Raw genomic sequence first — 21,114 nt, 5'->3', positions numbered from 1 at the left:
CAATGTTTCATGAAGATCCATTCGAACATCAAAAAGACGACAGGCCGCACGTCGGGAGGACAGGAACGTTGACCGGGATCAGCCAGAGGGATGCGGCACGGCCGCTCGATATCATCACCATCGGTCGCGCCTCGGTCGATCTCTATGGTCAGCAGATCGGCACGCGGCTGGAAGACGTGGCAAGCTTTGCCAAGTCCGTCGGCGGCTGTCCGACGAACATCGCGGTGGGCACCGCCCGGCTCGGCCTGAAATCGGCGCTGCTGACGCGCGTCGGCAAAGAGCAGATGGGCCGCTTCATCGTGGAGCAGCTGGCCCGCGAAGGCGTGGAAACCCGGGGCATCGTCACCGATCCCGAGCGACTGACCGCGCTCGCGATCCTCGCCGTCGAGAACGACCATTCCTTTCCGCTGCTGTTCTATCGCGACAATTGCGCCGACAACGCGCTGTGCGAGGACGATATCGACGCGGCCTTCATCCGCTCGTCCCGCGCGATCCTCGTCTCCGGCACGCATTTTTCCCGCCCGAACACGGATGCCGCGCAGCGCAAGGCGATCCGCATCGCCAAGGAGAACGGCGTCCGGATCGCCTTCGACATCGACTACCGCCCGAACCTCTGGGGCCTTGCGGGGCACGATGCCGGCGACAACCGCTACATCGCCTCCGCGCAGGTCTCCGCGCATCTGAAGACGGTGCTGGCCGATTGCGACCTGATCGTCGGCACGGAGGAAGAGGTGCTGATCGCGTCCGGCGAAAGCGACCTTCTCGCCGCCCTGAAGACCATCCGCGCCCATTCCGAGGCGACCATCGTCCTCAAGCGCGGCCCGATGGGCTGCATCGTCTATGACGGCGCGATCTCCGACGATCTGGAAGACGGCATCATCGGCAAGGGCTTTCCGATCGAGGTCTACAATGTGCTGGGTGCGGGCGACGCCTTCATGTCCGGCTTCCTGCGCGGCTGGCTGGCCGGCGAGCCGCATGCGACGTCGGCCACCTGGGCCAATGCCTGCGGCGCCTTCGCCGTGTCGCGTCTGCTGTGCGCGCCGGAAATCCCGACCTGGACGGAGCTGCAGTTCTTCCTGGAAAACGGCAGCCCGGAGCGGGCGCTGCGCAAGGACGCCGACATCAACCACGTGCACTGGGCGACGACCCGCCGCCGCGCGATCCCGAGCCTCATGGCGCTCGCCATCGACCATCGCAGCCAGCTCGAAGACATGGCCGCCGGCGACGCGGACAAGCTCGCCCGCATTCCCGCCTTCAAGGTGCTCGCGGTCAAGGCGGCGGCCCGCATTGCCGACGGCCGGCCGGGCTTCGGCATGCTGATCGACGACAAATATGGCCGGGACGCGCTCTATGCCGCCGGCGCGCTGAAGGATTTCTGGGTGGCGAAGCCGATCGAGCTGCCCGGCTCGCGGCCGCTGCAGTTCGAATTCAGCCAGGATCTCGGCAGCCGCCTGATCGACTGGCCTGTCGACCACTGCATCAAGGTGCTGAGCTTCTACCATCCGGACGATCCGGCCGACATGAAGGCGACGCAGATCGCCAAGCTGCGCAGCGCCTTCGAGGCGGCCCGCAAGGTCGGCCGCGACATCCTGATCGAGATCATCGCCGGCAAGCACGGCACGCTGGACGACACGACCATTTCACGGGCGCTGAACGAGCTTTACGACGCCGGCCTCAAGCCCGACTGGTGGAAGCTGGAGCCGCAGGCGAGCCGCAGCGCCTGGAGCGCCATCGACGACGTCATCGAGACGCGCGATCCGCTCTGCCGCGGCGTGGTGCTGCTCGGTCTCGAAGCCTCCTACGAGGCGCTGAAGGACGGTTTTGCCGCCGCCCGCACCTCGCGACAGGTTCGCGGTTTTGCCGTGGGGCGGACGATCTTCGTCGATGCGGCGCGCCGCTGGCTGGCCGGCGAGATCGACGATGCCGCCGCGATCGATGACATGGCGCAGCGCTTCCGGCAGCTGGTCGACCTCTGGGTCGGGCTGGGACACGACAAGGCGGCCTGAACCGGCCATAATGTTGACGACAACCGCCGGAACGGCGGCAAGGACAGGCAGGGGACAAGCCCTGCGGCGTGAGGAGACCTTGAGATCATGAACCAGCAAGCCCCCATCGCATCGGACGACGCCGGGAAAGCCGGAACCGTGCGGCTGACCATGGCGCAGGCCGTGGCGCGCTTTCTGACGCGGCAGATGACGGTGATCGACGGCGAGACCGTGCCGATCTTCGGCGGCGTCTTCGCGATCTTCGGCCATGGCAACGTGGCCGGCATGGGCGAGGCGCTGCACGGCATCAAGGACACGCTGCCGACCTACCGCGCCCAGAACGAGCAGGGCATGGCCAATGCCGCCATCGCCTTCGCCAAGGCGAGTTTTCGCCGCCGCTTCATGGTCTGCACCACCTCGATCGGCCCCGGCGCGCTCAACATGGTGACCTCGGCGGCGCTCGCCCATGTCAACCGGCTGCCGATCCTGCTCTTGCCCGGCGACGTCTTCGCCAATCGCCGGCCGGACCCGGTGCTGCAGCAGATCGAGGATTTTGGCGACGGCAGCATGACCGTCAACGACTGCTTCCGCCCGGTCTCGCGCTATTTCGACCGCATCACCCGGCCCGAGCAGATCATCCCGGCGCTGCGCCGCGCCATGCAGGTGCTGACAGACCCGGCCGATTGCGGCCCGGTGACGCTGGCGCTCTGCCAGGACGTGCAGGCCGAGGCCTATGACTATCCCGAGAGCTTCTTTGCCGAGAAGGTCTGGCTGCCGCGCAGAGCCCGGCCCGATACCGAGGAGCGCCTGGCCGCGTCCACGGCGATCGCCAAGGCGACGAAGCCGGTGATCATCGCCGGCGGCGGCGTGCTCTACAGCGAGGCAAGCGCAGCACTCGCCGCCTTTGCCGAAAAGCACGGCATTCCCGTGGTCGAGACGCAGGCTGGCAAGTCGTCTTTGCCGGACAACCACCCGCTCAACATGGGCTCCGTCGGCGTGACCGGCACATCGGCGGCCAATACGCTGGCCGAAGAAGCCGACCTGGTGCTGGCGGTCGGCACGCGGCTGCAGGATTTCACCACCGGCTCCTGGGCGCTGTTCAAGAATGACGACCTGACGATCGTCGGTCTCAACGTGCAGTCCTTCGACGCTGCCAAACATGGCTCCCTGCCCCTCGTCTGCGACGCCGCGATCGGCCTTGCCGAACTCTCGGCCGATCTCGGAGCCTACCATGCCGGCAGCGGCTGGGGAGACAAGGCCGCGCGCCTCAAGACCGAATGGCAGGCGGCGGCCGAGGCGGCGCTGGCCGCCAGCAACGTCGCGCTTCCCTCCGACGCGCAGGTGATCGGCGCGGTGATGCGGGCTCGACAGGGCGACACGACGCTGGTCTGCGCGGCGGGCGGTCTTCCGGGCGAGCTGCATAAGCTGTGGCGGGCGGAAAAGCCCGGCAGCTACCACATGGAATACGGTTTCTCGACCATGGGCTACGAGATCGCCGGGGGCCTGGGCGTCAAGCTCGCCAAACCGGCCAGCGACGTCATCGTGATGGTCGGCGACGGCAGCTACATGATGCTGAACGCCGAGATCGCCTCCTCCATCATGCTCGGCGCGAAGATCACCATCGTGCTTCTCGACAATGCGGGCTATGGCTGCATCAACCGGCTGCAGATGGCGACCGGCGGCGCGAACTTCAACAATCTCCTGCGCGACACCCATCATGTCGAGCTGCCGGCGATCGACTTTGCCGGACATGCCGCCGCCATGGGGGCTGTGACGCGCAAGGTCGCTTCGCTGGCGGACCTCGAAACGGCGCTGGCCGAGACGGCGGGGGAGACCCGCACGACCGTGATCGTCATCGACACCGACCCGCTGGTCACCACCGATGCCGGCGGCCACTGGTGGGACGTGGCGGTGCCCGAGGTTTCCGAGCGCGATGCCGTCGGCAAGGCGCGCCGGGCCTATGAGCGGGCGCTCGCCGCCCAGCGCGTCGGCTGAACCCTTCCTTTTCATCCACCACAGAGAAGCACCATGATCCGCTACGGAACCAACCCGATCGCCTGGAGCAACGACGACGATCAGACGATCGGCGCCCATCTCTCGCTCGAAGACTGCCTGTCCGACTGCCAGAAGATCGGCTTCGACGGCATCGAGAAGGGCCACAAGATGCCGACCGACCCGCAGGCGCTGAAGGCGAAGCTCGCCGAATACGGCCTCGTCTTCGTCTCCGGCTGGCATTCGACCAACCTTCTGACCCATGACGTCGAGGCCGAAAAGCGCGCGATCCAGCCGCATCTCGATCTCCTGAAGGCCAATGGCTGCAAGGTCTGCATCGTCTGCGAGACGTCGAACGCCATCCACGGCGACGACGCGACCTCGCTGGTGGCCGACAAGCCGGTGCTGCCCGACGGGCAATGGGCCAAGTTCGGCGCCGATATCGAGGCGATCGCGCGCTATTGCGCCGACCAGGGCATCGATCTCGTCTACCACCACCACATGGGCACGATCGTCCAGACCGGCCCGGAGATCGACCGGCTGATGGAAACGACGGGACCGGCGACCAAGCTGCTGCTCGACACCGGCCACGCCTGGTTCGGCGGCTCGGACCCGGCGGAGCTGGCCCGAAAATACATGGACCGCGTCCGCCATATCCACGCCAAGAACGTGCGCCGCGAGGTCCGCAGGGATGTCGAGGCCAACGGCCTCTCCTTCCTCGAGGGCGTGCGCCGCGGCGTCTTCACCGTGCCGGGCGACGATGAGGGCGGCGTCGACTTCCTGCCCGTGCTGACGATCGCCGCCGAGCACGGCTATGACGGCTGGCTGGTGATCGAGGCGGAACAGGACAGCGCCATCCGCATTCCCTTCGAATACCAGTCCCTCGGCCTGAAATCGCTGAAGGCCTTTGCGAAAGAGGCGGGGCTGGATCGCGGCTGATCCGACCCCGAGGGGCTGAGCCGGTCTTCCCCGTCATCACGATCCTCCTGCAAGCATAGGACATCACCATGCCGAACCTCCTCGTCAAGCCGCAGGGCACACGCGGTCTCGTCCACGACATCACCCCGGAGAACGCCGGCTGGACCTATGTCGGCTTTCAGCTGCACCGGCTCGGCGCCGGGGACTCCACCTCCGGCGAGACGGGCGAACGCGAGGTCTGCCTCGTCCTCGTCTCCGGCAAGGCCCGCGTCACGGTGGACGGCGCGGATTTCGGCGAGATCGGCGAGCGCATGACGCCGTTCGAGGGCGCGCCCTTCTCGGTCTATGTGCCGCGCCACGCCGCTTACACGGTGACGGCGACGACGGATCTGGAACTCGGCGTCTGCTCGGCGCCGGGCGGCGCGGGCTTCAAGGCGCAGGTCATCCGGCCCGACCGCCACCCCCAGATGACGCGCGGCAAGGGCACCAACACCCGCTACGTCACCAACATCATGCCGGAAGACGATAACGCGGCGCAGTCGCTGCTGGTGGTCGAGGTCATCACGCCGGGCGGGCATACCTCGTCCTATCCGCCGCACAAGCACGACGAGGACAACCTGCCGGCCGAAAGCTTCCTCGAGGAAACCTATTACCACCGGCTCAACCCCTCGCAGGGTTTCGCCATGCAGCGCGTCTACACCGACGACCGCGCGCTGGACGAGACCATGGCGGTGGAGAACGGCGATGTCGTGCTGGTGCCGAAGGGCTACCATCCGGTGGCCGCGATCCACGGCTACGACCTCTACTACCTCAACGTCATGGCCGGGCCGTCGCGGGCCTGGAAGTTCAACAATGCCAAGGAACACGCCTGGCTCTTCACCGGCGTGTAAAAGCGGGGGGGGCGTGTGAAAGCGAGGGTCGTATGAAAGCGTCCCCGCGCGCGAAAACGCCGGAGGCTTGACGGATGGTTTATCGGACGGGGCACCGAAAGCTGCCGCGAAGGATAAGTTTGATATGACACCTTCCGGTGCCCCGTTCAGCCGTTTTAGCCCGCAACTGCAGTCTCTCTGCCCCTCGATCCCCTGGAGCCGTCCATGCTCCGAAGAGCGTGGTTGCGGCCCGAGGTCGTCCGAAGGCTGTGTGCCCCACAGGCACGTCCGGACGATACCGCCCGATGGCATGCATCGGGTTGCCGCCCGGAGGGAGACCATTTTCTGCGGGCCCCGAGCGGCTGGGCTTGCGTCCATCCCCTGCCTCAAGGAGCCGATCCCGCCTCGCCGGAACGCCTTCCGGTGTATCCGCGACGGAACGGGGCGATGATGGCACGGCCCGATCCGGGCGGGGAGATATGACGGCGATTTTTCCCGCAAGCACTTGAAAGGACAGGCGCGGACCGGCGATATTTTCCCCGCCTGGATATCTTGAGGCCGGATGCCCCGGTTCCGTGGGATCATTTTCCGCTGGAACCCGTTGGGTTTTGCGCGATGATGTCCCGCAAACGGGAGGAACCGAGATGAAGATCGATGGCGCGTGCCACTGCGGCGGGATCGCCTTTACGGCGGAGATCGATCCCGATGCCGTCTCCGTCTGCCACTGCACCGACTGCCAGCAATTGACCGGCACCGCCTACCGGGTCAGCGTTTCGCTGCCGCGCGACCGGTTTCAGGTCGTGACAGGCGCGCCGAAGACCTATGTGAAGACCGCCGACAACGGACATCGGCGGCGGCAGATGTTCTGTCCCGATTGCGGCTCCCCGGTCTTCACGACCGGCGAGGGCGCGGGGGCGGAGGAGATCGCCATCCGCTGGGGCACGATCCGCCAGCGGCGCGATCTCGCCCCGACCCGCCAGATCTGGTGCGCCTCCGCCGCGCCCTGGCTGGAAACGGTGGCGGCCCTGCCGGGAAAGCCGGGCGATTGAGGCCCTTCACCGTCCAGGCAACCGTGATCGAGGGCATCGTCGCGGTCCGTGCGGAGACCGATGCGAGCTTCGGGCGGCACACGCATGACGACTTCGGCATCGGCCTGATCGAGGCGGGCGCGCAGGTGTCGGCCAGCGGACGCGGGCGCGTCGAGGCCGGGCCGGGCGATGTCATCACGGTCAATCCGGGCGAGGTCCATGACGGCCACGCGATCGGCGGCGCGCCGCGCCGCTGGCGCATGCTCTATCTCGACCCCGGCCTGATCGGTCGTGCCGCAAGCGATATCCGCGAAGAGCCGGGCGCGCGTTTCGAATTCACCGATCCGGTCATCGCCGATCCGCAGATCGCCGCGCGGTTCGCGGCGCTCGCGAGCGTGTTGTCCGGCGAGCGGGCAGGCGAGCGGAGGGGCGAGCGGACAGGCGAGACGGGCTCGGTCATGGCCGCCGAAAGCGGGCTGCTCTGCCTCGTCGCTTGCCTCCTTGGCGGTCCCGGGGCACGGGAGAGGCCGGTCGGCAGCGCGGCGATGGCCCGCCAGCGGATCGACGACGACCCGGCGGCGGCCCTCACGCTCGAACGGCTGGCGCGGGAGGCGGGCCTGTCCCGGTTCCAGTTCCTGCGGGCCTTCGCGCGCGAGACGGGGCTGACGCCGCATGCCTATATCGTCCAGAAGCGCCTCGGCCTTGCCCGGCGGGTGATCCTGCGCGGCACGCCGCTCGGCGAGGCCGCAGCCGCCGCCGGCTTTGCCGACCAGAGCCATATGACCCGGCTTTTCGTGCGCAGTTTCGGCTTTACGCCGGGCTGCCTTGCCGCGGGGGCACCCGCTGCAATTTCCTTCAAGACCGCACCCTTGCCTTTCTGATCGACTGGCGTCCTCTCCAACAGGAAACGGGACGCCATGTCGCTCGATTATCTTCTGACCTCGCTCGTGGTCATCCTCCTGCCGGGAACCGGCGTGCTCTACACGCTGGCGGTCGGCGTCCATGCCGGGGCCCGCGCCAGCCTGTTTGCAGCACTCGGATGCACGCTCGGCATCGTGCCGCATATCGCGGTCGGCATTCTCGGCCTGTCGGCGCTGCTGCATGCCAGCGCGCTGGTGTTCTCGATCGTCCGGTTCGCGGGCGTCGCCTATCTTCTCTACATGGCCGTGATGGTGCTGCGGGGCGGGGGCGGGCTGGAGATCGACGCGCAGGCGCGGGCCGCGCTGCGGCCCATCAGGATCGTCGGGACCGCCATTCTTCTCAACCTGCTCAATCCGAAACTGACGCTGTTCTTCCTGTCCTTCCTGCCGCAGTTCATCCGGCCGGACACCGTCTCGCCGACCCGCGACCTGATGGGGCTCGCCGCGATCTTCATGGGCCTGACCTTCCTCGTCTTCGCGCTCTACGGCCTGTTTGCCAGCGCCGCGCGATCGGCGATCCTGACGCGCCCTGCCATCATGCTCTGGCTGCGCCGCAGCTTTGCCGCGGCCTTTGCGGCGATGGGGCTGCGGCTGGCCTTCGAAAGCCGGTGAGAGGGCGGAGATCGCGGGAACGAAAAGGGCCGCCGTGTCATTCCGTCGGAAATCGATTTCGGTTTCGCACAATATGCAGTAAGTCCGGGGGACCTTCCGAAGCGGCCCCGCCTTGCCGGGTATGATCGGCCGCGTTTTCCGATACCGAACGGCCCGAAACCGAAAGGCCCTGCGCCAGAAGGCGCGAAACCGAAAAAGGAATGCCCCTCTTGTCTTCTCCCGTGTCCGCTTCGTCTTCGTCCGCTTCTCCCGCGTCCGAGCCGCTCTCGTCGCATCCGACCCTCGGCAAGCCCTTTTCCGCCTTCCTGTTCGACATGGACGGCACGCTGCTGAACTCGATCGCGGCGGCCGAGCGCGTCTGGAGCAAGTGGGCGCTCGCGCATGGGCTGGATCTGAAGACCTTCCTGCCCTTCATGCATGGCAAGCGCGGCATCGATACGATCACGCAGCTGAACCTGCCGGGCGTCGATCCGGCCAAGGAAGCCGCCTATATCACCCAGGCCGAGATCGCCGATGTCGAGGGCGTGAAGCCGATCCCCGGTGCGCTCGAATTCCTGAAGATGCTGCCCGCCGATCGCTGGGCGATCGTCACCTCCTCGCCGCTGCCGCTGGCCAAAGCCCGGCTCGCCAAGGCCGGAATCACCGCGCCGAAATTTCTCGTGACGGCCGAAGACGTGACGCAGGGCAAGCCGGCGCCGGATTGCTACCGCCTGGGCGCCGAGCGCGTCGGGTTCGATGCGGCCGACTGCCTCGTGTTCGAGGACGTGCCCGCCGGCGTGATGGCGGGCGAAGCGGCCGGTGCCGATGTCGCGGTGATCACCACGACCCATGCGCATCCGATGGAGACGACGCATATCACGCTTGCGGGCTATGAGGGATTTGCGGTCGAAATCGCGCCGGACGGACGCCTCATGCTGGTCGAAAAAACCGCCGGCTGAGCCGGGCAGAGATGTCCGAGGGGTGCGGCCGCGCGTTGCCCCCGATCGGCGACAGGGTTGTCACCGCGAGGCGACAGGGTTGTCACCGGGAGGTGACAGGGTTGTCACCGGGAGGTGGCGACCTAACTAGACCCTCATGCCAAACGATAGCCAAACCCTGTTCACACCGGATCCGGGCGTCTCGACCCCGCAGGACGCGCCGCTTCTGGGCGTCTTGACCGATGTGATTGCCCGCATCGCCGCGGAGCCCGACGACTGGGCCCTGTTCCTCGATATCGACGGCACGCTGGTCGATCTCGCGGAGACGCCGGACGCGATCGTCGTTCCCCCGGACCTGACCGCGACCCTCATGTCCCTGTCCCATCGGCTGGGCGGTGCGCTCGCGCTGGTGACCGGGCGGGCGCTGCATTATGCCGATGTGCTGTTCGATCCCGCGACCTTCCCCATTGCCGGCCTGCATGGTGCCGAACTGCGCGACCAGTCGGGCGCGATCACGCGGCCGGAGATCACGCCGGCCTTCGTGACGCTGAAGAACGAACTGGCCCGCACCGTCAAGGACTGGGACGGCGTGCTGTTCGAGGACAAGGGCGCGGCCGTCGCGCTGCACTACCGGCTGGCGCCGGAGCGCTGTGCCGATGTTGAGCATGTCATGCGGCGCGCCTCGGTCGCCATCGGCGAAGGGTGGGGCCTGCAATTCGGCAAGATGGTGGTGGAACTCCGCCCCTCCACGGCGAGCAAGGGCGGTGCGGTCATGACCTTCCTGTCGCAGCCGCCCTTCGAGGGGCGCAAGCCCCTGGCGATCGGCGACGACGTGACCGACGAGGCCATGTTCAAGGTGGCGAACGCGGCCGGCGGCCTGTCGCTGCGGGTCGGAGAGCCGGGCTTCGAGACGCAGGCCCAGGCCACCATCGGCTCGGCGCAGGCGGTGCGCGACGCCCTGACGGCGCTGGCCCGCGCGGGCAAGGCATGAGCGGCGACAGGCCCGCCTGTATTGTGGCCTGCCCTGTGGCCGATCGGGGGGCCAATCTGGGGGCCAATCGCGCCATCCGCCGCGCAGGCGACTGCGGGACATTCGAAAGGAAACCATCTTGAGCCGTCTGATCGTCGTGTCGAACCGGGTGCCGGTGCCGGAAAAAGCGGGCGATGCCCCGGCGGGCGGTCTTGCCGTCGCGCTGCAGGCCGCGCTCGAGGAGCATGGCGGCATCTGGATGGGCTGGTCCGGAAAATCGAGCGGGACGAAGGAGCCGGAAGCGCTCGATCTCAAGGATCGCGGCAAGATCACCTATGCGCTGACCGATCTCACCGACAAGGATGTCGAGGAATATTACTTCGGCTTTGCCAACCGCGTGCTCTGGCCGATCTGCCATTACCGGCTGGATCTCGCCGAATACGGCCGCAAGGAAATGGCCGGTTACTTCCGCGTCAACCGCTTCTTCGCCCATCGGCTGGCGCCGATGTTGCAGCCGGACGACGTCATCTGGATCCACGACTATCACCTGATCCCGCTTGCCGCCGAACTGCGCCAGATGGGCATCCGGAACCGGATCGGCTTCTTCCTCCATATCCCCTGGCCGCCGGCCGACGTGCTGTTTGCCATGCCGGTGCATGAGGAGATCATGCGCGGGCTGTCGCATTACGACCTGATCGGCTTCCAGACGGATCACGATCTCGAAAATTTCGCCGGAGGCTTGCGCCGCGAGGGCATTGGCAATGAGATCGCGCCCGGCCGTTACAGCGCGCATGGCCGCATCTTCAAGGGCGGCACCTATGGCATCGGCATCGAGACCAGGGCGTTTGCGAGCTTTGCCCGGAAAAGTGCGTCGCATGCGATGGTGAAGAAGGCCGCCGCCAGCATCGAGGGTCGCGACCTGATCATCGGCGTCGACCGGCTCGACTATTCCAAGGGCATCACCCAGCGCATCGATGCCTTCGAGCGCTTCATCGAGGGCAATCCCGGCCAGCAGGGCAAGGTGACCTATCTGCAGGTGACGCCGAAATCGCGCTCCGAAGTGCCGGAATACGAGGCGATGCAGCGCACGGTGGCCGAGCAGGCCGGCCGCGTCAACGGCGCGCTCGGCACGGTCGACTGGGTGCCGATCCGCTATATCAACCGCTCGATCTCGCGGCCGATTCTCGCCGGTCTCTACCGGATGGCGAAGGTGGGGCTCGTCACGCCGCTGCGCGACGGCATGAACCTCGTCGCCAAGGAATATGTGGCGGCGCAGGACCCGGACGATCCGGGCGTGCTGGTGCTGTCGCGCTTTGCGGGGGCGGCCCGCGAACTGGACAGCGCGCTGCTCGTCAACCCCTATGATATCGAGGGCACGGCCAATGCCATCGCGCGGGCGCTCTCCATGCCGCTGCCCGAGCGGCAGGAGCGCTGGGGCAAGATGATGGACTATCTCAACGAGCACGACGTGGTGCGCTGGTGCGACGATTTCCTCAAGGACCTGGTCGCCTGATCATGTTCGCCTGATCATGAAGGCCTGATCGGAGACGCCCGATCGAAGATCACGCCGCCTTGGCGACGTGATACTCCTTGATGGCGACCATCTTGATCGCCTTCCAGCGCTCCGCCTCGTAATTCAGCGAAAAACCGTCCTGGGCGAGGAAGACCGGGTCGCCGTCGAGATCGCGGGCGATATCGCCGCGGCGGGCGGTGATGAAGCGGTCGAGTTCGCCCGGCGTGTCGGAGGACACCCAGCGGCAGATCGAGAAGCGGGCCATTTCGAACGAGACCGGCAGGCCGTATTCGCCCTGCAGCCGCTCCTTCAACACGTCGAGCTGCAGCGCGCCGACGACGCCGACGATGGCGGGGGAGCCGTCCTCGGGCGAAAACAGCTGCACGACGCCTTCCTCGGCCATCTGCTGCAGCGCTTCCTTGAGCTTCTTCGCCTTCATGGCATCCTCCAGCCGCACGCGGCGCAGGATCTCGGGCGAGAAATTGGGCACGCCCTGGAAGACGAGGTTCTCGCCCTCGGTCAGCGTGTCGCCGATGCGCAGCGTGCCGTGATTGGGAATGCCGACCACGTCGCCGGCGTAAGCCGTGTCGGCGAGCTGGCGCTGCGAGGCGAAGAAGAACTGCGGCGCGGTGAGGCCGAGCTGCTTGCCGGTGCGGGCAAGCCGCGCCTTCATGCCACGCTCGAGCTTGCCCGAGCAGATGCGGGCGAACGCGATGCGGTCGCGGTGGTTGGGGTCCATATTGGCCTGGATCTTGAAGACGAAGGCCGTCATCTTGTCCTCGTTCGCATGCACCGTGCGGATATCGGCGACCTGGTCGCGCGGCGGCGGCGCCATGGCGCCCAAGGCATCGATGAGGTCGCGCACGCCATAATTGCGCAGTGCCGAGCCGAAGAACACCGGCGTCATGTGCCCTTCGAGGAAGGCCTGGCGGTCGAACGGGCGGCAGGCCTCGATGGCCAGCTCCGTCTCCTCGATGAAGGCGGCGCGCTCGTTTTCCGGCAGCCGGTCGGCCACCGCCTGCGGGCCGTTGACCTTCAACGCCTCGACCTGCGTGTCCGCGCCGCGCACCGAGTTCTCCGCCAGATAATAGGAGCCGCAGAAGGTCTTCGACCGGCCGATCGGCCAGGTGATCGGCGCCGTGTCGAGCGCCAGCTTCTCCTCGACCTCGTCGAGGATCTCGAACGGATCGCGGCTTTCCCGGTCCATCTTGTTGATGAAGGTAATGATCGGGATGTCGCGCATGCGGCAGACCTCGAACAGCTTCAGCGTCCGCGGCTCGATGCCCTTGGCGGCGTCGATCACCATCACCGCGGCATCCACCGCCGTCAGCGTGCGATAGGTGTCGTCGGCGAAATCCTCGTGGCCGGGCGTGTCGAGGATGTTGAAGACGTTGCCGTCATATTCGAAGGTCATGACGGAGGTGACGACCGAGATGCCGCGCTCGCGCTCGATCTTCATCCAGTCCGACCGGGTCTGGATGCGGTCCTTCTTCGCCTTGACCTCGCCGGCCAGCTGGATCGCGCCGCCGAACAGCAGCAGCTTTTCGGTCAGCGTCGTCTTGCCCGCGTCGGGGTGCGCGATGATCGCAAAGGTTCGGCGGCGGGAGACCGCATCGGCAAGCGTTTCAGCCATGGGGAGTGTCCTGTTTTCGACGCTTATCTAGCGATATGGCGGCCGATATGCAATTGACGGCCGTGATCCCCTCGAAAGCTTCGTGAAGGCGCCGCCCATGCCGGACATCTCCCCTCCCGTTCTCGCCCTGATCCGCCTGCCGCACGGGGAGGGCCTGGCGCTGCCGGCCTACGAGACGAAAGGCGCGGCCGGCATGGACCTGCGCGCCGCGGTGGCGGCGGACGCGGCGCTGGTCATCTCGCCCGGCGCGCGCGCGCTGGTGCCGACCGGCTTCGTGTTCGAGATCCCCGACGGCTTCGAGGGGCAGGTGCGGCCGCGCTCGGGGCTGGCCTTCAAGAACGGTGTCACCTGTCTCAACACGCCGGGCACGATCGACAGCGACTATCGCGGCGAGGTGAAGGTGCTCCTGATCAATCACGGCACCGAGCCCTTCACCGTGACGCGCGACATGCGCATCGCCCAGATGGTGATCGCGCCGGTGACGCAGGCTCTCGTCAGGGAGGAGACGGCAGCGTCGCAGACGGCGCGTGGCGCGGGTGGTTTCGGATCGACCGGGCTCTAATTCACAGTTTCGCTTTTCAAGGCTTCACGGAATTGTGCGCCGCATCATCTTGACGGCGTCTTTGCCGATACATACAATCGTGTTTGTATAAAGCGACCTGCCTTTCGAGCGGTCCCGGCTGAACCCTTTTGCCGGATCCGCTTCTGAGAGGTCGCTGTCTGATTTTGTATCCTCCGGCCGACGCCCATGATTTCCTTCGAGATATCCTGCGCGCGCCGGTCTTTTTCGTGGGACCTTTTCATGCGGACCAATCGTCTGACGCTCGCCGCCCTCGTCATCAGCGCGGCTTTCTTGAGTGCCTGCCAGCAGGAGGAGCAGAAGGCGGAGGGGCAGCCGCAGCGGCCGCCCTCCGAGGTCGCGGTGGTCACCACGAAGACCGAGGAACTGCCGATCACCAACGAGCTTCCGGGCCGGATCGCCGCGACCCGCACGGCGGAAGTTCGCCCGCGCGTCTCCGGCATCGTGGTCGAGCGCGTGTTCGAGCAGGGCACCACGGTGCAGCAGGGCGACGTGCTCTATCGCATCGACCCCAAACCCTTCCAGGTGCAGGTGGACAGCGCCGAGGCGACGCTCGCCCGGGCGCGCGCCGCCCAGCAGCAGGCCCGCAACACGGCCGAGCGCCAGGAGCAGCTGCGCCGCTCCAATGTCGCGACCCAGCAGAATTTCGACGACGCGGTCGCGCTGCTCGCGCAGGCCGATGCCGATGTGGCGATCGCCGACGCCGGCGTCGCCTCCGCTCGGCTGAACCTGCAATACACCAACGTGACCGCGCCGATCACCGGCCGCATCGGCCGCGCGCTGATCACCGAGGGCGCGCTCGTCACCCAGAACGGCACGGAAAACCTCGCGACGATCCAGCAGCTCGATCCGGTCTATGCCGACTTCACCCAGACCGCGACCGACGTCATCCGCCTGCGCAAGGCGCTGCAGGACGGCCAGCTGATGACGGATGCCAACGAGGCAGCCGCCCAGCTGGTGCTGGACGACGGCACGGCCTACCCCGAAAAGGGCCGTCTGCTCTTCTCGGAAGCCGCCGTCGATGAAACCACCGGCCAGATCACGCTTCGCGGCGAATTCGCCAATCCGAACGGCGACCTCCTGCCGGGCATGTACGTCCGCGGCCTGATCCAGCAGGGCATCGAGCGCAACGCCATCGCCGTGCCGCAGCAGGCCATCCAGCGCGACACCGCCGGCAAGGCGCTCGTCTATGTCGTGGACGGCGAGAGCAAGGTGGAGATCCGTCCGGTCACGACGAGCCGCGTGGTCGGCGACCGCTGGGTCATCTCCAACGGCCTCAAGGCCGACGAGAAGGTCATCGTCGAGGGCTTCCAGAAGGTCGGCCCCGGCGCCCCCGTGAAGGCCGTCGACTGGAACCCGGCACCGCCGAAGCCGGACGGCGAGGCGGCCCCTGCGCAAGCCACGAAGCCGGAAGGCGCCCCCGCCGGCACGACGCCGGCCAGCGGCGACCAGACCGGCGCGCCGGCCTCCGCCGACAAGCCCGCCGTGCCCGAAGGCGGCGGCGCGACCCCTGCCGCCAATGCCGGTAAAGACGCTGGCAAAGATGCTGGCAAAGACGCCGGAAAAGATGCTGGCAACGGTGCTGCAAACGGCGGCACACAGCCCGCACAAGCGAATTAAGGACGGTCCATGCCCAGTTTCTTTATCGACCGGCCCATCTTCGCCTGGGTCGTCGCCCTCTTCATCATGATCGCCGGGATCATCGCGATCCCTTTCCTGCCGATCGCGCAGTATCCGAGCGTTGCGCCGCCGCAGATCAGCATCTCCGCCACCTATCCCGGTGCGTCGTCCACCGAGACGTATCAGGGCGTGACGCAGCTGATCGAGAACGAGCTGAACGGCATCGAAGGGCTCCAGTATTTCGAGTCCACCTCGAACGCCGCCGGCTCCGTCTCCATCAACGTCACCTTCGCGCCGGGCACCGATCCGGGCGATGCCGCCGTGGACGTGCAGAACCGCGTGCGCCGCGTCGAGCCGCGCCTTCCCGATGCGGTGACGCAGCAGGGCATCCAGGTCGACGAAGCCGGTTCCGGCTTCCTCCTGATCATCTCGCTCACCTCCACCGATGGCTCGATGGACGCGATCGGCCTCGGGGATTATCTCAGCCGCAACGTGCTGAATGAAATCCAGCGCATCGAGGGCGTCGGCCAGGCGCAGCTGTTCTCCTCCGAACGCTCCATGCGCGTCTGGATCGACCCCGACAAGATGGTCGGCCTGAACCTGACGGCCGGCGACGTGACCAGCGCCATCCAGGCGCAGAACGCCCAGATCGCGGCCGGCTCCATCGGCGCCCAGCCGAACCCGATCACCCAGCAGGTTTCCGCCCCGGTTCTCGTCAAGGGCCAGCTGTCCTCGCCGGAAGAGTTCGGCGCGATCGTGCTGCGCGCCAATCCCGACGGGTCGGCCGTGCGCCTGCGCGACGTCGCGCGCATCGAGGTCGGCGGCCAGAGCTACGACACCTCGACCCGCCTCAACGGCAAGCCTTCGGCCGCCATCGCCGTGCAGCTGACCCCGACCGGCAACGCGCTCAACACCGCGACGCTGATCGAGGAGCGGATGGAAGAGCTGAAAGGCTATTTCCCGGCCGGCGTCGAATATTCCATTCCCTACAACACCGCGCCCTTCGTCGAGGTCTCGATCGAGAAGGTCATTCACACGCTGCTCGAGGCGATGGCGCTCGTCTTCCTCGTGATGTTCCTGTTCCTGCAGAACATCCGCTACACGCTGATCCCGACGATCGTCGTGCCGGTCGCGCTGCTCGGCACCTGCGCCGTCATGTATGTCGCGGGCTTCTCCATCAACGTGCTGACCATGTTCGCCATGGTGCTGGCGATCGGCATTCTCGTCGACGACGCCATCATCGTGGTCGAGAACGTCGAGCGCATCATGACGGAAGAGGGGCTGACCCCCAAGGAAGCCACCCGCAAGGCGATGGGCCAGATCACCGGCGCCGTCATCGGCATCACGCTGGTGCTCTCGGCCGTGTTCATTCCCATGGCCTTCTTCCCGGGCTCGGTCGGCGTCATCTACCAGCAGTTCTCGCTGACCATGGTGACCTCGATCCTGTTCTCGGCGTTTCTGGCGCTGTCGCTCACCCCGGCGCTCGCCGGCAGCTTCCTGAAGCAGATCCCCAAGGGCCAGCACCAGCAGAAGCGCGGCTTCTTCGGCATGTTCAACCGCGGCTTCGACAAGACCTCGCACGGCTATAGCGGCTGGGTCGCCTGGATGATCAAGCGGACGGGGCGCTTCATCCTCGTCTACCTCGTCATCGTCGCCGCCATGGGCTATCTGTTCACGCGTCTTCCCTCGGCCTTCCTGCCGAACGAGGACCAGGGCTACATCATCGTCTCCATGCAGCTTCCCTCGGAAGCCACCGCCAACCGGACGACCGAGGTCATCCAGCAGGTGGAAGGCTTCTTCGGCAAGGAAGGGGCCGTCGAGCGCATCATCGCCGTCAACGGCTTCTCCTTCTCGGGCTCCGGCCAGAACGCCGCGCTCGCCTTCATCACGCTCAAGGACTGGGCGGATCGCGGACCGGACGATGCCGCCTCCGCGATCGCCATGCGCGCGTCCATTGCCTTCAGCCAGATCCGCGACGCGATCGCCTTCGCGCTGTCGCCGCCGCCGATCCAGGGGCTCGGCACCAGCAACGGCTTCGAGTTCCGGCTTCAGGACCGTGCGGGCCAGGGCGACACGGCGCTGGCCGCCGCCCGCGACCAGCTGCTCGGCCTTGCCGCGCAGAGCCCGATTCTCGCCGGCGTCCGCGTCGACGGCCTGCCGGACGTCGCCCAGCTGAACCTGATCGTCGACCGCGAAAAGGCCAATACCTTCGGCGTCGCCTTCGCCGACATCAACGCCACGATCTCGACCAATCTCGGCTCGACCTATGTCAACGACTTCCCGAATTCGGGACGTCTGCAGCGCGTGACCGTGCAGGCTGATGTGGCCAAGCGCACCAAGCCCTCCGACCTGTTGACGCTCAACGTGCGCAACACCAATGGCGGCATGGTGCCCCTGTCGGCCTTCTCGTCCATCGAGTGGCAGATGGGTCCGGCGCAGACCGTCGGTTACAACGGCTACCCGTCCATCCGCATTTCGGGCCAGGCGACGCCGGGCCATTCCTCGGGCGAGGCGATTGCGGAGATGCAGCGGCTGATGGGCGAACTGCCCTCGGGCTTTGCCTATGAATGGTCCGGCCAGTCGCGCGAGGAAATCCAGTCGGGCTCGCAGGCACCGCTTCTGATCGGCCTGTCCTGCCTGCTGATCTTCCTGTGCCTCGCCGCGCTCTATGAAAGCTGGTCGATCCCGATCTCGGTCATGCTGGTGGTTCCCCTGGGCGTCATCGGCGCCGTCATCGCCGTGCTGCTGCGCGACATGTCCAACGACGTCTACTTCAAGGTGGGCCTGATCACGATCATGGGCCTCTCGGCCAAGAACGCGATTCTGATCATCGAGTTCGCCAAGGAGCAGATGGAGGCCGGCAAGTCGCTGATGGACGCGACGATCGAGGCGGCGCATCTGCGCTTCCGGCCGATCCTCATGACCTCGCTCGCCTTCACGCTCGGCGTCGTGCCGCTCGCGATCGCCAGCGGTGCTTCGGCGGCCAGCCAGAACGCCATCGGCACCGGCGTGCTCGGCGGCATGATCTCGGCGACGATTCTCGCGGTCTTCTTCGTGCCAGTGTTCTTCGTCTTCGTGATGAAGATTTTCCAGCGCGGAAAGGGCAAGAGCGGCGAGGGCAAGAGCGTCGAGGGCCCGCAGGCACCCGCATCCGGCCACGCCGCTGGACCCACACCGGCCGAGTGATCGCGGCCCCGGCTCGTCTCGCGACGGGCCGGGACCCCGGTCGGCTCCTCGGGGAGGCGGGAGAAACCCATGCGTCGGACGAAGGCGAAAGCAGAGGAAACGCGCAGCCGCATTCTGGCGGCGGCGGAGCACGTCTTCTTCGAGAAGGGCGTTTCCAACGCGACACTCGAGGATGTCGCCTCGGCCGCCGGCGTCACCCGCGGCGCCATCTACTGGCATTTCCAGAACAAGGCCGACATCTTCCTCGAACTCTACAAGGCGGTGCCGCTGCCCGACGAGGCGCTGCTGCGCGACGAGATCGAAAATATCGGCATCGACATCCTCGCCCATATCGAGCAGGTGGCCGGCGAGTGGCTGGACGCGATGGCCTCCGACGAGCAGCGCCAGCGCATCCTGACCATCCTCCTGCGCTGCGACTATACGAGCGACCTCGCCCCGGTTCTCGGACGCCAGCAGGAAGTTGACGACGAGCACACGCGGTTCCTCGAAGACGCCTTCGGCAAGGCGGCCTCCCGCGGCGCGCTCAGCCGCGCCTGGACCCCCTCCAGCGCCGCCCGCGCACTGCGCTGGATGATCAAGGGCCTCTGCAGCGAATGGCTCCTCTTCGGCCGCCGCTTCGACCTCGCCGAAGAAGGCCGCCAGGGCCTCTCCCGCCTGTTCGGCTGCTTTCGCCGGGGGGATGTGCAGGCAGTTTGAGCGAGTTTAGAAACACGGGACGGTTTTCCTACAGGGATCGCGGCCAATCCTGTGAGGCATGCAGCACGGTCAGGATGTGGATTTCATTCTGCACGACGCGATACGCCAGAATGTAGGCGATATCCGGAAGGACCAGCTCCCGCGTTGTTTTGATGCGGCCCATGCGCCCCATGGCAGGCTGCTCCGCCAGGGCGTCTGCCGCAGAGAGGATCCGGGAGACCACGCGGGCGGCGGCAAGCGGATCGTCTCTCTGGATATAGGCGCCGATCTCGTCCAGTCGCCGCAATGCCCGCAGCGTCCAACGCAGAAGTTTTCGGCTCATGACGAGCGGGCAGAGGGGACATATTTCGCGACAATCTTCGCCACGTCATCGGTGCTTGCGAACTCTCCTCGGTCGGCCTCCGCCAATCCGGTTTCGATGTCGGCAAGCTGCCATTCCTCGCGGGCGATGAAGTCCTCGATCGCCTGTGCGGCCATGTAGGAGCGAGACCGATCAAGTTTTTCGGCCAACTGGTCGAGCCTCGCCGCCGTTTCATCCGGCAGCCGCACCGTGAATGCCGTCATGATCCGTCGCTCCTGTGGTTCACAATGATTATTCGTGAACCACTCCGGTTCGTCAAGATTGTGCGGATCTGCCCCGGCGATGCCTTGCCCGATGGTGTCCGCCTTGCGCAAGACCGATCGCCGGCCTCAGGCCGACGTTGCCTTGAATTTTCCCATCAGATACGGCCCGGATCGGACCGGGGCGTAACGCGGGGTCTCGCCGGGGCGGAGGGTTGCGTCGAGTACGGTGATGTCGGCGTCCCAGTTCGGCTGGTGGAAGAAGGCGAGGGACTGGCGGCGGTCGAGGCCGCCGTCTTCGGGCGGCGGATTGACGACGCGGTGCAGGGTGGAGACCCAGCGGTCGTTGGTCCAGCGCGCCATGAGGTCGCCGATATTGATGACGAAGGCGCCCGGCGTCGGGGGAACGCCGGTCCAGCTGCCATCGGGCGAGAGGATCTCCAGCCCGCGCGATCCGGCCTGCGGCAGCAGGATCGTCAGGCTTCCGTAATCCGTGTGGGCGCCGGCGCGAAGCTGGCCGGGCTTCGGCGCGACATGCTGCTGCGGATAGTTGAGGGCGCGCAGCGCGCTGATCGGCGTGGTGATGAAGCCGTCGAAGTGGGTGTCCGGCAGATCGAGCGCGACGGCGAAGAGCCGCATGATCCGGGCCGCAAGGTCCTCCATGGCGCCGTAATAGGCCGTCCACGCCGCCTGGAAGCCCTGTGGGGCGTCCGGCCAGAGGGTGTCCGCATAGCAGAAAGCGAGCGCCTCGGGGTCGGTGATCGACGGCGGCCGGGCGAGAGGTCCGCCGTTGAAACTTTCCTTCAGGTCCGGCGGACTGTGGATGTCGCGGGATTTCGCGAGCGCTTCCAGCTCCGGCCCGAGATAGCCGTAAGGGTAGCCTTTGTAGGGCGCCCGCACGGCCTGTTTTGTCGCCGCAGGAAGGTCGAAGAAGGCGCGGGCCTTGTCCCAGACATCGTCGATGACGTCTTGAGAGACGCCGTGTCCGCAGATCGCGAGGAAGCCGGTTTCGCGGCAGATCGCATCCACCTCGCGTCCGAGCCGCTGTTTTTCCTCTGCTTCCGCTTGCTCGAAGCGGCTGAGGTCGAAGACGGGGAAGGCGGGCAGGGACATG

At 66.7% G+C, this 21,114-nt stretch carries 17 protein-coding genes and 1 pseudogene; 14 read left to right on the top strand and 4 right to left on the bottom strand.

The genetic code is table 11. From position 1 onward, the window contains the following. The first annotated feature begins 77 nt into the window (after positions 1-77). The 10 genes from iolC (at position 78) to otsA (ending at position 11,724) form a co-directional block, all read left to right on the top strand. Complete coding sequence (gene iolC / locus C8J36_RS14245) at positions 78-2,006, top strand: 5-dehydro-2-deoxygluconokinase (RefSeq protein ID WP_245506574.1); 1,929 nt, start codon at positions 78-80, stop codon at positions 2,004-2,006. Between the two features lie 87 nt (positions 2,007-2,093). Next, complete coding sequence (iolD, locus tag C8J36_RS14240) at positions 2,094-3,980, top strand: 3D-(3,5/4)-trihydroxycyclohexane-1,2-dione acylhydrolase (decyclizing) (RefSeq protein WP_132535800.1); 1,887 nt, start codon at positions 2,094-2,096, stop codon at positions 3,978-3,980. 33 nt (positions 3,981-4,013) lie between these two features. Then, on the top strand, positions 4,014-4,916 hold the full coding sequence (gene iolE / locus C8J36_RS14235) for a myo-inosose-2 dehydratase (RefSeq protein WP_062595476.1): 903 nt from the start codon (positions 4,014-4,016) through the stop codon (positions 4,914-4,916). Between the two features lie 68 nt (positions 4,917-4,984). Continuing rightward, positions 4,985-5,785 (top strand): 5-deoxy-glucuronate isomerase, encoded by an 801-nt coding sequence (gene iolB, locus C8J36_RS14230; protein WP_132535798.1) that lies wholly within the window; start codon positions 4,985-4,987, stop codon positions 5,783-5,785. Between the two features lie 623 nt (positions 5,786-6,408). Continuing rightward, positions 6,409-6,813, top strand: coding sequence for a GFA family protein (locus tag C8J36_RS14225; RefSeq protein WP_132535796.1), 405 nt, complete (start codon positions 6,409-6,411; stop codon positions 6,811-6,813). Next, the gene (locus tag C8J36_RS14220) at positions 6,810-7,673 is read left to right on the top strand and encodes an AraC family transcriptional regulator (RefSeq protein ID WP_132535794.1); all 864 of its coding nucleotides are present in this window, start codon (positions 6,810-6,812) and stop codon (positions 7,671-7,673) included. The genes C8J36_RS14225 and C8J36_RS14220 overlap by 4 nt, the downstream gene beginning before the upstream one ends. A gap of 36 nt (positions 7,674-7,709) precedes the next feature. Beyond that, positions 7,710-8,324 (top strand): LysE family translocator, encoded by a 615-nt coding sequence (locus C8J36_RS14215; RefSeq protein WP_132535792.1) that lies wholly within the window; start codon positions 7,710-7,712, stop codon positions 8,322-8,324. A gap of 200 nt (positions 8,325-8,524) precedes the next feature. After that, on the top strand, positions 8,525-9,262 hold the full coding sequence (locus tag C8J36_RS14210; protein ID WP_132535790.1) for an HAD family hydrolase: 738 nt from the start codon (positions 8,525-8,527) through the stop codon (positions 9,260-9,262). A gap of 136 nt (positions 9,263-9,398) precedes the next feature. Continuing rightward, complete coding sequence (otsB, locus tag C8J36_RS14205) at positions 9,399-10,232, top strand: trehalose-phosphatase (RefSeq protein WP_132535788.1); 834 nt, start codon at positions 9,399-9,401, stop codon at positions 10,230-10,232. A gap of 118 nt (positions 10,233-10,350) precedes the next feature. Then, complete coding sequence (gene otsA / locus C8J36_RS14200; protein ID WP_062595470.1) at positions 10,351-11,724, top strand: alpha,alpha-trehalose-phosphate synthase (UDP-forming); 1,374 nt, start codon at positions 10,351-10,353, stop codon at positions 11,722-11,724. A gap of 49 nt (positions 11,725-11,773) precedes the next feature. Here the strand turns inward: otsA and C8J36_RS14195 are convergent, their stop codons facing one another. Further along, complete coding sequence (locus C8J36_RS14195) at positions 11,774-13,357, bottom strand: peptide chain release factor 3 (RefSeq protein ID WP_132535786.1); 1,584 nt, start codon at positions 13,355-13,357, stop codon at positions 11,774-11,776. 97 nt (positions 13,358-13,454) lie between these two features. Here C8J36_RS14195 and dut point away from each other — a divergent pair, with 97 nt between their 5' ends. The 4 genes and pseudogenes from dut (at position 13,455) to C8J36_RS14175 (ending at position 19,439) form a co-directional block, all read left to right on the top strand. Next, positions 13,455-13,919, top strand: a complete 465-nt coding sequence (gene dut, locus C8J36_RS14190) for a dUTP diphosphatase (RefSeq protein ID WP_132535784.1) — start codon at positions 13,455-13,457, stop codon at positions 13,917-13,919. Positions 13,920-14,159: 240 nt separating this feature from the next. Continuing rightward, positions 14,160-15,341, top strand: a pseudogene (locus tag C8J36_RS14185) (efflux RND transporter periplasmic adaptor subunit); the annotation flags it as partial. Between the two features lie 225 nt (positions 15,342-15,566). Continuing rightward, a complete protein-coding gene (locus tag C8J36_RS14180; RefSeq protein WP_132535780.1) occupies positions 15,567-18,743 on the top strand; it encodes an efflux RND transporter permease subunit in 3,177 nt (1,058 codons plus the stop codon). Between the two features lie 69 nt (positions 18,744-18,812). Continuing rightward, complete coding sequence (locus tag C8J36_RS14175) at positions 18,813-19,439, top strand: TetR family transcriptional regulator (protein ID WP_132535778.1); 627 nt, start codon at positions 18,813-18,815, stop codon at positions 19,437-19,439. Positions 19,440-19,467: 28 nt separating this feature from the next. Here the strand turns inward: C8J36_RS14175 and C8J36_RS14170 are convergent, their stop codons facing one another. From C8J36_RS14170 to C8J36_RS14160, 3 genes are all read right to left on the bottom strand, one after another. Then, positions 19,468-19,761: a type II toxin-antitoxin system RelE/ParE family toxin gene (locus C8J36_RS14170; protein ID WP_132535776.1), complete on the bottom strand. Its 294-nt coding sequence runs from the start codon at positions 19,759-19,761 to the stop codon at positions 19,468-19,470. Beyond that, complete coding sequence (locus tag C8J36_RS14165) at positions 19,758-20,006, bottom strand: CopG family ribbon-helix-helix protein (RefSeq protein ID WP_165915056.1); 249 nt, start codon at positions 20,004-20,006, stop codon at positions 19,758-19,760. Before C8J36_RS14165 ends, C8J36_RS14170 begins: the two co-directional genes overlap by 4 nt. A gap of 123 nt (positions 20,007-20,129) precedes the next feature. Then, positions 20,130-21,113, bottom strand: coding sequence for a 2-oxoglutarate and iron-dependent oxygenase domain-containing protein (locus C8J36_RS14160; protein ID WP_132535774.1), 984 nt, complete (start codon positions 21,111-21,113; stop codon positions 20,130-20,132). Position 21,114 lies beyond the last annotated feature (1 nt).

The organism is Rhizobium sp. PP-F2F-G48, from assembly GCF_004342335.1.
Lineage (GTDB): Bacteria > Pseudomonadota > Alphaproteobacteria > Rhizobiales > Rhizobiaceae > Ferranicluibacter.
Note: the sequence above shows the minus strand (reverse complement) of the source record. Positions and strands in the feature narration are given on the sequence as shown.